Source organism: Pseudomonas sp. Hz4 (assembly GCF_054898165.1).
Window position 1 is genome coordinate 654,007 of the sequence record NZ_CM142719.1, and the last position, 12,677, is coordinate 666,683.

The following is a 12,677-nucleotide window of genomic DNA, read 5'->3' on the forward strand; positions in this document are numbered from 1 at the left end:
TAACAATGGCTGAACGTCTGAATAACGACTTCCAGTTCATCGATGTCGGGCGCAAAGATCCGAAGAAGAAACTGTTGCGTCAACGCAAGAAAGAGTTCGTGGAGATCTACGAACCCTTCAAACCCCAGCATTCGGCCGATCAGGCCCACCGCTGCCTGGGTTGCGGTAACCCGTATTGCGAATGGAAGTGCCCGGTGCACAACTTCATTCCCAACTGGCTGAAGCTGGTGGCCGAGGGCAACATCCTCCAGGCCGCCGAGCTGTCGCACCAGACCAACACCCTGCCGGAAGTGTGCGGCCGGGTGTGCCCGCAGGATCGTCTGTGCGAGGGTGCCTGCACCCTCAACGACGGCTTTGGCGCAGTGACCATCGGTTCGGTCGAGAAGTACATCACCGACACCGCATTCGCCATGGGCTGGCGCCCGGACATGTCCAAGGTCAAGCCGACCGGCAAGCGTGTCGCGATCATCGGCGCAGGTCCTGCTGGCCTGGGCTGTGCCGACGTGCTGGTGCGTGGCGGCGTGACCCCGGTGGTGTTCGACAAGAACCCGGAAATCGGCGGTCTGCTGACCTTCGGCATCCCTGAGTTCAAGCTGGAAAAGACCGTGCTGAGCAATCGTCGCGAAGTCTTCACCGGCATGGGCATCGAGTTTCGCCTGAACACCGAAGTGGGCAAGGACGTGACCGTCGAGCAACTGCTCGAAGAATACGATGCCGTGTTCATGGGCATGGGCACCTACACCTACATGAAGGGCGGTTTTGCGGGTGAGGACCTGCCGGGCGTGCATGACGCGCTCGACTTCCTGATCGCCAACGTCAACCGCAACCTGGGCTTTGAAAAGTCGCCGGAAGATTTCGTCGACATGAAAGGCAAGAAGGTTGTGGTGCTCGGTGGCGGCGACACGGCGATGGACTGCAACCGTACTTCGATTCGCCAGGGTGCCAAGTCGGTGACCTGCGCTTATCGTCGTGACGAAGCGAACATGCCGGGCTCGCGCAAAGAGGTGAAGAACGCCAAGGAAGAAGGCGTGAAATTCCTCTACAACCGCCAGCCGATTGCCATCGTCGGTGAAGACCGTGTCGAAGGCGTGAAAGTGGTCGAGACCCGTCTCGGCGAACCGGACGCCCGTGGCCGTCGCAGCCCCGAGCCGATCCCGGGTTCCGAAGAGATCATCCCGGCCGACGCCGTGGTCATCGCCTTCGGTTTCCGTCCAAGCCCGGCGTCGTGGTTCGAACAGCACAGCATCCAGACCGACAGCCAGGGCCGCGTTGTGGCACCGGAACAAGGCCAGTACAAGCACCAGACCAGCAACCCGAAAATCTTCGCCGGTGGCGACATGGTTCGCGGGTCCGACCTGGTGGTAACGGCGATCTTCGAAGGCCGCAACGCCGCCGAAGGGATCCTGGATTACCTGGGCGTCTAAACCCTCCATTGATCGTTCCCACGCTCTGCGTGGGAATGCCTCCATGGACGCTCTCTGCGTCCGCTCTTAAAGGCGTGACGCGGAGCGTCACAGGAGGCGTTACCACGCAGAGCGTGGGAACGATCTTTCGGTGACGAAACCGCGACAAATTGACCCGATAGACAAAAGGCACGGCTCTTGCCGTGCCTTTTGCGTCGAGCTCTGAGAAAATGCCCGTACTTTTTTTCCGGATGCCGACATGACTGCCCTGAAGAACGACCGTTTCCTTCGCGCCCTGCTCAAGCAACCCGTAGACGTCACGCCTGTGTGGATGATGCGTCAGGCCGGCCGCTACCTGCCTGAATACCGCGCCAGCCGTGCCAAGGCCGGTGACTTCATGAGCCTGTGCATGAACCCGGAGTTCGCTTGCGAAGTCACGATGCAACCGCTCGACCGCTATCCTCAACTGGACGCGGCGATCCTTTTCTCCGACATCCTGACCATCCCGGACGCTATGGGCCAAGGCCTGTACTTCGAAACCGGTGAAGGTCCGCGCTTCAAGAAAGTCGTCAGCACCCTGGCCGACGTCGAAGCCCTGCCGATCCCTGATCCGCACAAAGACCTCGGCTACGTCATGGACGCGGTCAGCACCATCCGCCGTGAACTGAACGGTCGCGTGCCGCTGATCGGCTTCTCCGGCAGCCCATGGACCCTGGCCACCTACATGGTCGAAGGCGGTTCGTCGAAAGACTTCCGCAAGACCAAGGCCATGCTCTACGACAACCCGCAAGCCATGCACCTGCTGCTCGACAAGCTCGCGCAGTCGGTCACCAGCTACCTCAACGGCCAGATCATGGCTGGCGCGCAAGCGGTGCAGATCTTCGACACCTGGGGCGGCAACCTCTCGTCTGCGGCGTATCAGGAATTCTCCCTGGCCTACATGCGCAAGATCGTCAGCGGCCTGATCCGTGAACACGAAGGCCGCAAGGTACCGGTCATCCTGTTCACCAAGAACGGCGGCCTGTGGCTCGAAAACATCGCCGACGCTGGCGCTGATGCCCTTGGCCTGGACTGGACTTGCGACATTGGCGAAGCCCGCCAGCGTGTCGGCAACAAAGTCGCGCTGCAAGGCAACATGGACCCGACCGTGCTGTACGCCAAGCCAGAAGCCATTCGCACCGAAGTCGGCCGGATCCTCGCCAGCTATGGCAAGGGCAGCGGTCACGTGTTCAACCTCGGCCATGGCATCACACCGGAAGTTGATCCGGAACATGCAGGTGCGTTCCTGCGCGCGGTGCATGAACTGTCGGCGCAGTATCACGAGTGATCGTCGCCCGATAAAAAACGCCCGGCTTGTGCCGGGCGTTTTTGTTTGTGTTGGTTTTCAGTGGCCGAGGAGCTGTTCGGCGTAGCGGGCGATGATGTGGTCGAAAGCGTCATGCTGGCCATTTTGCGGTTGGCGGTATCGCCGAATGATCGCTTCGAGTTCTTCTATAGAAAAGTCGGCCAGAAAGGCGTCATCGAAGATTCCTTCCAGTTTTTGCTTGCGTCGGGTATTAAGAAAACTGATGTCGAGGGCGAGTATATCGATCATGTTCTTGGCGGGTGTATCGGCGTTGGCACTTTCTATCTGACCAATTAGCGTGAATCTGAATTGCCTCTCACAGTCCTCTTCTAAAGGCGATATGTGAGAGTTTTCGGAAAATCTGTTTCCCTTTTTGTGCCCGCAGTGTGCAGGTTTTGATTCTTCAGTCTCGCCTTGGCAGGAAGCATGGAGATTGGTGTACTCCAGTTCAAGATGGTTAAAAGGCTTTTGAGGGCGGAAATGCTCTATATGACTGGATTCCAGCGTGATCTTGTTACCGCAATAGCAACACACATAACCTTGCTCGCAGAGCAGGCTCTCGTGCAGGGCGTGTTTCTCTGGGTTTCGCAGTATCGAGTAAGAAGGTATCCACTCTTCATTCGCTAACGCTTTCCACTGGATAAATAAAGCGGGCTCAGTTCCTTTGATCACTCGCTTCATCGGCCAATAATCTCCTTACGCCTGAGCAATGCTTCGGCTCTCAGGAACTCTGGCAGATCCGGAGCTTTTTTCTTGAGTGCCTGAAGCTGCAGTTTGGCTTTTTCAAGGTCGTTATCTTCCAGAGTGGAAAACAGTTCCGAGAGCATTGCTTCAATCTTTGGTTCGCGTTGAGCAACGTCCATGACCTCCTCAAGAATGCTGCTGGAGTCCAGCCCGTAAGTGACTAGAGGATGGTGGGCATCACCATCACTTAGAACTATGACTTCTTCTGGTCTCAGGCTGCCGATGATTTGAGGGGAGTGGCTCGCGGCGATGAATTGGACTTTGGGAAATGCTTGCCTCAATGCCGGGACAATGCTGCGCTGCCAGGCTGGATGAAGATGGATATCCAACTCATCAATGATGACGACACCCGAAGTTTTTTTCAGGACGTCCTTGCCCATGTGCGGGTTGAGGATGCACATGCGGCGGGCGATATCTGCGAAGAGGGCGACCATGCCGCGTTGGCCATCGCTCAGCAGATTGAAGGGAAGGGTTTGCCCATTGTTCATATCTACGAGCAAACACTGCATCCGAAGGTCGTAACGTAAGTCCGTCGATTGTGGCAATGCAAACTGAATCGCTTGGTTGACCCATGCTAATTCATCGTCAAATGGTGCAGACGTCATTCCTTCATCCAGCAAGGTTTGCATTCGCTCCAGCGTCTTGGCGATCAGCCAGCTTTCGAAGTCCTTTAGATCCGTGACTGCGTCATACCAGTTGCTATAGCTATCAAAGCGGGAAACCTTTTGCTGGGCCGCAAACTCTGTCGAAATATTTGCACTCTTCCAGCGTCGGTCCGCGCGGTAAAACGAAAGGATGGGTAGGTCCGGAATAGTTTTTGCCTCAGATAAGGCAAGTACTTGGTCAACCTTATTTTTCAGCTGTTTATTCGAAGCAGCAGGTGAATCCTCAACAAGGCTGAACGTTTTCCATTCGTTTGCACCCAAAACATCCCCTGTACTCACTATCGAAAGAGGGAATTTTTTTTCGTAACGAGTTTTGCCTTGGAATTTATCAACAACAACACGAACATCATCGTTTATTGAGAAGGTTCGGTCGGATGTCATTGCGTTGGCAAACTCAACGAATGATGCAGCCACCGCCTGCAACAACGAAGTCTTCCCACTCCCATTGACCCCCACCACCAGATTGAAACCCGGTTGAAAGTCGAAAGTGGAATCTTCGTAGCAACGAAAATTCTGAATGTGGAGACGGTCCAGGCGCATTCTGGCTTCCCTTTACCAAGACTGACGAATGCCGTCAGTGTACCTTGGCTCGCGATAACCGCTAGGGCGCAGTTGTGGCTAAACCTGTGCGGTGCCTGGCAGCGGCGGCAACTTCGCCAGTTTCAACGCCACCAGCAGCGCAATCACCAGCAACCCGCCAATGAACAACCCGATCCCGTTCCACCCGCCCATGTGCCAGAAAACCCCGCCCGCCGTCCCGGCGATGCTCGAACCGGCGTAGTAGCTGAACAGATAAAGCGACGACGCCTGCCCCTTGGCTTTGATCGCCCGACGCCCAATCCAGCTACTCGCCACCGAATGGGCGCCGAAGAAGCCGAAGGTAAAGATCAACATGCCGATGATCATCACCGGCAGCGGCGTCAACATGGTCAGTGCAAGGCCTGCGAACATCAGCACGATGGTCGCCCAGAGCACTTTGCGCCGGCCCAGTTTGTCGGCCAACGAGCCGATTTTCGCTGAACTGTAGATACCCGACAGATACACCACCGAGAGCAGCCCGACGAAGGCCTGATCCATGTGGTACGGCTCGGCCAGCAGGCGATAGCCGATGTAGTTGAAGAGGGTGACGAACGCGCCCATCAGCACGAAAGCTTCAAGGAACAGCAGCGGCAGGCCGGCATCGCGAAAGTGCATGGTGAAGCCGTCAATCAAGCTACGCGGGTGCAAAGAGCGGGCGCGGAAGTTGCGCGACTCGGGAAGGATTTTCCAGAACACCGCCGCCGCGATTAGCGCCAGGCCGCCGATCACCAGCATCGCCGTGTGCCAGCTGACGAAGTCGATCAACACGCCGGTGATCAAGCGTCCGCACATCCCGCCAATCGCGTTGCCGCCAATGTACAAACCCATTGCCAGACCGATGTGCTGCGGATGGATCTCTTCACTCAAGTAAGTCATGGCGACTGCTGCCAGACCGCTCAACGACAACCCTATCAGCGCGCGCATCACCAACACACCGTGCCAGCTCGGCATCATTGAACTGGCGATTGTGCAGAGCGCGGCGGCGAACAACGCGGCGACCATCACCGGTTTACGTCCGACACGGTCGGAGATCGGGCCAGTGATCAGCAGACCAATGGCGAGCATGCCGGTGGCCACCGACAGGATCAGGCTGCTCTGCGCCGCATTGATTGAGTACTCGTGGGACAGCAGCGGCATCATTGGCTGCACGCAGTAGAGCAAAGCGAAGGTTGCGAAGCCGCCGGAGAACAACGCCAGCACCGTGCGCATGAACATTGGCGTGCCTTTTTCGATGTAGATCTCCTTTAATTCGGCGACAACATCGTCCACCGCTGCGGGCGGAACTTCATGGGCAAGTGGAGCGACAGCAGTTTTCACTTCGGACCTCGGAGGACGCAGCCGGTCAGGCAATGAAAAAAGCATATAGCTGCCTAATGATTCAATCCAATATATTGTTCGACCTGTTTGATAGGTTTAACGACCTAATGGAGTTTTCATGGAATTGCGTCACCTGCGCTACTTCATTGCTGTTGCCGAAGAACTGCACTTCGGCCGAGCCGCCCAGGTGCTGGGCATCTCGCAACCACCCCTGAGTCAGCAGATTCAAGCGCTGGAGCAGGAGATAGGTGCGCGGTTGTTCGAGCGGACCAATCGTCGGGTCGAGCTCAGTGAAGCCGGTCGGCTATTTCTGGAAGAGGCGCGGCTGGTGCTGGCGCAGGTCGATAAAGCGGCAGACGTGGCACGGCGGGCGCAGCTGGGTGAGTTGGGCGAACTGAAGATTGGCTTCACCTCGTCGGCGCCGTTCAACTCAACGATCCCTCAGGCGATTTTTTCATTTCGCCAGCGATTCCCGGCTGTACACCTGAACCTGCGGGAGATGAGCAGCACCCAGGTGGCGGATGCGCTGGTGGATGAGTCGATAGAAGTCGGGATCATGCGGCCGCTTGGGTTACCGGACTCGCTCAGCGTGGTGGAGCTGATGCGCGAACCACTGGTGGCGGTGCTCAGCTCCAAGCATCCGTTGGTGAACGATAGCGAAGATGGCTTGTTTCTGTCAGCCCTGGCCCTCGAGCCCTTTGTATTTTTCCCACGCAGCTATGGCAGTGGTCTGTACGCCCAATTGCTCAGCCTGTCCCGGGATGCCGGCTTCAGTCCGCACTTCGCTCAGGAGGCGGGCGAGGCAATGACGATCATTGGTCTGGTGGCGGCCGGGTTGGGTGTTTCGGTGCTGCCAGCGTCCTATCAACGGATGCGCATCGATGGCGTGGTCTATCGGCCTCTGCTCGATCCTGAAGCGGTGTCGGCTGTGTGGCTGGTGCAGCGCAAGGATCAGAAGTCGCCGATGGCCAAGGCGTTTGTTGAGTTGTTGACGAGTAAGGTTGAGCCGTTGAAGGCGTGACTGCTTTGCAGTCATTCGCTGAAGGGCGTAGGACATTTCCGAACTACCTTGAACAGGCTACAGCGCCTTGCGGCATTGCCTACAACTACTCCAGAATCCGCCGGCTTGTGCGCTTTGGGGGCCATCGGTAACTTCGTTCGCATCACTGATTCCCAGTGATCGGGTTTAGTAGCTCGTTGTCCCGTGAAGCGCATTTGCGTTCCATACAGTCAAGTATTTCTATACTTGCGCTTGATGGCAGCAGTGCGCAGGGCGCCTTCGGGCGCGCCGGTTCACGCGTCCCCGGTCTACTAACCTGCGTACAGCTGCCACCCTTTTGTTTAGTAGCGACTCGGGTGACGGCTCCACTTTTCTTTTCTGGACGCCGAATCATGACCAATACAACAAATTCACTGAATACTGATCCAGACGCTCCACGCCAACCGAGCCAAATCTTCCTCATCGCTCCCAATATCGACAACCTGATCCTGTTGGAATACGCCTGTGAATCCCTGGCATCAGCGAATGTCATGGCGAGCGATTTCGCGAGGTCTCTGCAAGGATCGCAGAGCAACACACTGCTGGGGATTCAACAGTCGATCATGCTGGGAGAACTGGCGGTGAACCGCGTGCTGGATAACCTCGATCCACGCTGAGCGGCGTAACTGATCGTTCCCACGCTCCCGCGTGGGAATGCCTCAACGGACGCTCCGCGTTCGGCTCTGGAGGGGACGCGGAGCGTCCCGGGCTGCATTCCCACGCAAAGCGTGGGAACGATCAAAAACGCAGCATCACCGTACCTCACGGGTACCAATTACTAGCCGCGTTCCCGAAAGGGGCTTGTGAGGCTCTGAGGATCCTGGGCAACCAGCCATCGCAGAGCCAGACAGGTACAGGGCGATGACAAGCCGGCCTGTTTGTGAAGGGGCGCCGAAAGGCGCCCTTTGTCGTTCTGGCGTTATTGAGATCGTTGACTGACTCGATTTATGACCAGCGCAGGAAGATCAGTGGGACGGTTACGACCCCATTGAGCTTCAAGGTTTTGTTGGGTACGGCCGATAACCGTCGTTGGACTCATCAAAACAATGGAGAAACAGGATGTTCAAGCAGTTAACCTTCACCGCTTTACTGGCATTGACCGCTCTGACCGGTGGTTGTGCTTCGGTAAAAATGGCGGATGAAAGCCAGGACGCTCAGGCCAAGACCTTCCAGGTCACCCCGGACAAAGCCAATATCTACGTTTATCGCAACGAGAGTATGGGTGCAGGCGTGAAAATGCCGGTGGCACTTAATGGCAAACCGGTAGGGCAGACCGTCGCCAAGTCTTACCTGATGTTATCCGTCCCGGCCGGTCAACAGACCCTGGTGTCCTCGGCGGAAAACGATTCTGAACTGAAACTCACCGCAGAAACCGGCAAGAACTACTTTGTCTGGCAGGAGGTGAAAGTGGGCTTCATCAAGGCGCGCAACAACCTGCAAGTCGTCGACGACAAGACAGGCCGCGCTGGCGTCACTGAAAGCAAGTTGATTCAGGCTCAGTAAATGACTGGGCGACCCCTGCGTAAATCGCGGGGGTGGTCCCGTTCACTGCACCCGTACCAAATCCCCGCGCAACGCTACTCGCGCCACAAACACTCCGGCCCGGCACTCATAGGTGTTCAGGTCTTTGCGCACATGCTGATCGTAATAACTCACGATGTTGGTCACCGCATTCGCCCCGACCCGCTTTGCCTCTGCTTGCAACTCGATCAACGTCGATTGCACTGCCCACTCACAGGCATCGAAATCGCTCTTGTTGGAGGCATTGGTGGGCCAGTCGCTGACGACATTCGTGCGCAACACTTGGAGGTGTTCCGTCGGTCCGTTGCCGGCCAGGTAGAACCTCACGCTGCCATCGAGCCGCCCGGCGCGGATCGCATTGGACAGGACTGTCTCAAAAGGCATGTACATCAGATTGGTCGCCTGGCTGGCACTGGGCAGCAGGCCGAACAGTAACGCGGCGATCAGGGCTTTCATTTGCATGGTCATCTCCTTGACGTGAAAGAGAACCGCGAGTCGTGTGACGGATCAGCGTTTTCGGTTCAAGCAGGCTGGGTGCATGCGGTCTGATTCTGCGAGTGTAGATGGGATTGACTGATCGTTCCCACGCTCCCGCGTGGGAATGCCTCAACGGACGCTCCGCGTTCGGCTCTGGAGGGGGACGCAGAGCGTCCCGGGCTGCATTCCCACGCAGAGCGTGGGAACGATCAATCACCTACTTCCCTGTTACGACCAACGCCGAAAAATCAGCGACGTATTAACCCCACCAAACGCAAAATTATTGTTCATCACGTACAGGTTGCTCATCTTTCGGAACTCGCCGCGCAGGTATTCGGCCAGCATCCATTGGGCGATGCGCATGTCTTCATCTGTCCAAGTCATGGCGTGGATTCTTGCTGAAGGCCCTTGGTTCACAATTGCTGATCGGGGCGGATGAGGTGTTGATCGAGAATGCGTTCAACCTGTTGCGGCGTCTTGCACGAGAACCACAGGTTAGCGGGGTAAATCACCATGACCGGGCCGTGGTCGCAGCGGCCCAGGCAGCCCGATGCGTTGGCACGCGATGTTCCCGGTTCACCCATTTTGGCGAGCTTGCGTTTTGCTGCGCTGAGCAGTTCATGAGCGCCTGAGCCTGAGCAACTACGGCGACCATCGGGGCGCAGGTTGGTGCAAATCAGCACATGGTGTTCGTAAGCCAGGGTCGGATTTTCTGCGTCATTCATAGGTGGTCACGACCTCTGTTCAAACTTTGTCGACAGGCACTGCGGCTTTCGATGGTTCCAGATTGAGGGCGAGTACGCTCGTCAGCACAATGGCCGTTCCTACGATGACCATGGCAGAAGGGCGTTCACTCAGAACCCACGAGGCCATCAACATCGCTGTGGGTGGTATCAGGTAAAGCGAAATGGACGCGCGGCTCACGTTGCTCTGTGCCAGTACGTATGCCCAGGCGAGGTACGCAAGGGCGCTGGGGAAGATGCCCAGAATGAGCACCGCCAGGTTGACCGAAATTGAGGCATTTTGTACTTCGCCCCACAGCCCCGGGATATATACAAGCAGCAGTACCGTGCCCGACCAAATGGTGTAACACACCATCGTCAGCCCGTCATAACGATGGGAATGACGTTTTTGCAAGGCGAAATATAGACTCCAAGACAACGCCGCCAGCAGTATCAACAGCCCATGCGCGTCCAGCTCACCAAAACCACGGTCCCCGGTGACTACCACCGCGGCGCCGAGTAGCCCGCATAGCACACAGATCCATTGCCAGCCGTTGACCCGATCTTTGAACGCGAAATGCGCCAATAACGTGCTGAACAGCGGGGTGGATTGTGCCAGTACGCTGGCGGCCCCAGCGCTAACACCTCGTTGGCCGTAGTTGAGGGCTATGTGGTGCAGGCTGACGGCAAAGAACCCCAGCACCGCCAGCAGAGGCAGGTCTTTCAGGCGAGGCAGAGAAATACGCATCACTAATGCGACGCCAGCCATGAACGTTGATGCGATGAGAAATCGCATCAGCGCGAGATGACCGGGCTCATAGGCCTTTAGCCCGATGTGGATTCCAATGGGGGAATAGGCCCAGCAAAGGATTACAAAAATCGCCGCCAAAGCGGTTTTTATGCCGGGCCTTGTATTCATTAAGTCGTAACCCTCGACGCAGCCCGATTTTGCATGCTGGGCATGGCACGGGCTATACCGTCCCAGTACTGCTCGGTGATGATCAGGAAGCGGTTGAACGAAGCGCTGACTTCCTCTATGTGCTGGTCGGTGGTGCATTCTTGAGTGGCCGCTTTCACCGCCTGGATCTTGTGATCTTTTTCTGCATCCCCGATGTGGATGTAGAAGTACTCGCAGTGCTCATGAAAGTCGTCGTTATGGGCGTACAGGTGCTTATAGTTGCGTGCCCCTTCGTACAAACGGGTGAGCATCGAATAGGCCAGCCATTCCTGAGCCAACAATGTGCCGAGTACATGGCGCGGATTGTTGTTGCCACCGTCGGTGTAGAGACTCAATTGTTCGCGACTAAACGTGAGGCTACTTTCCAACACCGGCAAAGCCGTGAGTTCGTCCATACTGTACGGCCGATCAGCGAGACGGCTGAGAAGGTCGATGAGGTAGCTTTCCAGCAGGGCGAGGTGGGCCTTTTCCGGGTTGCCGTAGCCCATTTCGGAGTACAGGTTTTTGACGATTTCGACTTGAGCGTACAGGTCGTCAGTGCTCACAAATGATAGGGCAACCATACGAGAAGTCTGTGTGGTACGGGCCAGGTAGTTTCGAGCAAACACCTCAACGTCGGCGAGGGGGAGTGAGCCACCCATCCAGCGTCGATAGAATTCGTTATCCAAGGCTTTATGGGTGAAAACACTTTCGGCGAGGGACTGTATTTTTCGCTCAACTAACTCCATAAAAACTCCTGCTTATCGAGGGATATGAAAGGGCGACGGCGTCACTGCAACGTGCGCCGGTTGAAGTATCAAAAACACTCAGCCTCACTACAAGTGACTTAAACTGATCTATGCATTCACTCTGGGTGAGCTATGGAATTGTCCCAACTGCGCATGTTCAAGACGGTTTACGACTTCGGCAGCATCGCGCGCGCTGCCGAGTTGCTGCACTGCGTGCCGTCCAATATCACCGCACGTCTCAAGTCCCTGGAGCGTGAGCTCGGCACACCGTTGTTTTTCCGCGACGGACGAGGGTTGCGGATCACTCCTGCTGGGGAGGTGTTTCTTGTTTACGCGACGAAGATCCTGGGTTTGGCTGATGAAGCTCGGCGCGCGGTAGCTCCCACCAACACGCCAGGCGGTCGACTGCGCATTGGCGCCATTGAATCGAGTGCTACGGGACGGCTGCCCCGTTTATTGGCCAAGTACCATGCGCTGTACCCGCAGGTGTCTCTGGAGTTGAGCACCGGCACTTGGGCTCAATTGCTGGACGATACTCAACATCACCGACTTGATGGGGTGATCGTGGCAGTGAACATTGAACGCCCCGGTCTTGAGCGTGCAGTGGTGTACCGGGAAGATTTAATTCTCATCGCGTCCGAGTCGCATGGACCATTACGCAAAGCAGCGGATCTGCAAGGTAAGGAAATTTTCATGTGGCCCCCGGGCTGTCCGTACCGGTTGGCGCTGGAGCAGTGGCTGTTGCGCCATGATCAGGTGTTGCCGATCGTCAGCATTGCAAGCTATGGCACCATAGTTGGTTGTGTCAGTGCCGGTGCTGGCGTTGCGCTGGTACCTCGCGGTATCTACGAGCAATACCGCCACAGTGCGGGTTGGCAAGGATATGAATTCCCGGAACTGACCCGTATCGACAACCTTTTTTATTGGCATGAAAATGCAGGTCGACACCCGGCTCGGGAGGCGTTTTTGGCGCTACTGCAGACTGAGTTCGAGGGCCCAGCGGCATTGAAAGGAGGCGCTTGTGCGCCTCAGGTAGATCCATGCTGATTACGGCACCTTCACCAGATCCCCTTCAACGCAACCCGGCCATAATCGTCCCGGCGTGGCATTCATAGGTCTTGCGGTCCTTGCGCTCATTGCTCTTGTAGACGCTGACGATATCCTTGACCTTGAAGTTTT

At 56.7% G+C, this 12,677-nt stretch carries 14 protein-coding genes and 1 pseudogene; 6 read left to right on the forward strand and 9 right to left on the reverse strand.

All coding sequences use genetic code 11. From position 1 onward, the window contains the following. Positions 1-5 precede the first annotated feature (5 nt). Together ACYZTR_RS02945 and hemE are read left to right on the forward strand one after the other, a co-directional pair. Entirely contained in the window at positions 6-1,424 is a 1,419-nt protein-coding gene (locus ACYZTR_RS02945) for an FAD-dependent oxidoreductase (protein WP_154979184.1), read from the forward strand. A gap of 238 nt (positions 1,425-1,662) precedes the next feature. Next, the gene (gene hemE / locus ACYZTR_RS02950; RefSeq protein ID WP_461976302.1) at positions 1,663-2,730 is read left to right on the forward strand and encodes a uroporphyrinogen decarboxylase; all 1,068 of its coding nucleotides are present in this window, start codon (positions 1,663-1,665) and stop codon (positions 2,728-2,730) included. Positions 2,731-2,787: 57 nt separating this feature from the next. On the opposite strand, the gene ACYZTR_RS02955 is transcribed toward hemE, so the two are convergent. The 3 genes from ACYZTR_RS02955 to ACYZTR_RS02965 all read right to left on the reverse strand — a co-directional run bounded on the left by ACYZTR_RS02955 (position 2,788) and on the right by ACYZTR_RS02965 (position 6,005). Continuing rightward, complete coding sequence (locus ACYZTR_RS02955) at positions 2,788-3,429, reverse strand: retron system putative HNH endonuclease (RefSeq protein WP_461976304.1); 642 nt, start codon at positions 3,427-3,429, stop codon at positions 2,788-2,790. After that, the gene (locus ACYZTR_RS02960; protein WP_461976306.1) at positions 3,426-4,697 is read right to left on the reverse strand and encodes an AAA family ATPase; all 1,272 of its coding nucleotides are present in this window, start codon (positions 4,695-4,697) and stop codon (positions 3,426-3,428) included. The genes ACYZTR_RS02955 and ACYZTR_RS02960 overlap by 4 nt, the downstream gene beginning before the upstream one ends. Before the next feature lie 78 nt (positions 4,698-4,775). Continuing rightward, on the reverse strand, positions 4,776-6,005 hold the full coding sequence (locus tag ACYZTR_RS02965; RefSeq protein WP_461979565.1) for an MFS transporter: 1,230 nt from the start codon (positions 6,003-6,005) through the stop codon (positions 4,776-4,778). Between the two features lie 166 nt (positions 6,006-6,171). Between ACYZTR_RS02965 and ACYZTR_RS02970 the strand changes: the two genes are divergently transcribed. The 3 genes from ACYZTR_RS02970 to ACYZTR_RS02980 all read left to right on the forward strand — a co-directional run bounded on the left by ACYZTR_RS02970 (position 6,172) and on the right by ACYZTR_RS02980 (position 8,595). After that, positions 6,172-7,074: a LysR family transcriptional regulator gene (locus ACYZTR_RS02970; RefSeq protein ID WP_461976308.1), complete on the forward strand. Its 903-nt coding sequence runs from the start codon at positions 6,172-6,174 to the stop codon at positions 7,072-7,074. Between the two features lie 371 nt (positions 7,075-7,445). Beyond that, on the forward strand, positions 7,446-7,709 hold the full coding sequence (locus ACYZTR_RS02975; RefSeq protein WP_461976309.1) for a DUF6124 family protein: 264 nt from the start codon (positions 7,446-7,448) through the stop codon (positions 7,707-7,709). A 442-nt stretch (positions 7,710-8,151) separates the two neighbouring features. Next, positions 8,152-8,595 (forward strand): DUF2846 domain-containing protein, encoded by a 444-nt coding sequence (locus ACYZTR_RS02980; RefSeq protein WP_461976311.1) that lies wholly within the window; start codon positions 8,152-8,154, stop codon positions 8,593-8,595. A 42-nt stretch (positions 8,596-8,637) separates the two neighbouring features. Here ACYZTR_RS02980 and ACYZTR_RS02985 read toward each other — a convergent pair whose 3' ends face one another. From ACYZTR_RS02985 to ACYZTR_RS03005, 5 genes are all read right to left on the reverse strand, one after another. Beyond that, positions 8,638-9,075 carry an excinuclease gene (locus tag ACYZTR_RS02985; RefSeq protein WP_461976313.1) on the reverse strand — a complete coding sequence of 146 codons (438 nt, stop codon included), beginning with the start codon at positions 9,073-9,075 and terminating at the stop codon, positions 8,638-8,640. 243 nt (positions 9,076-9,318) lie between these two features. Then, positions 9,319-9,474, reverse strand: coding sequence for a hypothetical protein (locus tag ACYZTR_RS02990; protein WP_461979928.1), 156 nt, complete (start codon positions 9,472-9,474; stop codon positions 9,319-9,321). A gap of 29 nt (positions 9,475-9,503) precedes the next feature. Next, the gene (locus ACYZTR_RS02995) at positions 9,504-9,815 is read right to left on the reverse strand and encodes a (2Fe-2S) ferredoxin domain-containing protein (RefSeq protein ID WP_461976315.1); all 312 of its coding nucleotides are present in this window, start codon (positions 9,813-9,815) and stop codon (positions 9,504-9,506) included. A 19-nt stretch (positions 9,816-9,834) separates the two neighbouring features. Next, entirely contained in the window at positions 9,835-10,731 is an 897-nt protein-coding gene (locus tag ACYZTR_RS03000) for a DMT family transporter (RefSeq protein ID WP_461976317.1), read from the reverse strand. Next, positions 10,731-11,498 carry an iron-containing redox enzyme family protein gene (locus ACYZTR_RS03005; RefSeq protein WP_461976319.1) on the reverse strand — a complete coding sequence of 256 codons (768 nt, stop codon included), beginning with the start codon at positions 11,496-11,498 and terminating at the stop codon, positions 10,731-10,733. Before ACYZTR_RS03005 ends, ACYZTR_RS03000 begins: the two co-directional genes overlap by 1 nt. Before the next feature lie 132 nt (positions 11,499-11,630). On the opposite strand from ACYZTR_RS03005, the gene ACYZTR_RS03010 reads away from it, so the two are divergent. Further along, a complete protein-coding gene (locus tag ACYZTR_RS03010; protein ID WP_461976321.1) occupies positions 11,631-12,545 on the forward strand; it encodes a LysR family transcriptional regulator in 915 nt (304 codons plus the stop codon). On the opposite strand, the pseudogene ACYZTR_RS03015 reads toward ACYZTR_RS03010, so the two are convergent. Then, positions 12,546-12,666, reverse strand: a pseudogene (locus ACYZTR_RS03015) (excinuclease); the annotation flags it as partial. Between the last annotated feature and the right edge of the window lie 11 nt (positions 12,667-12,677).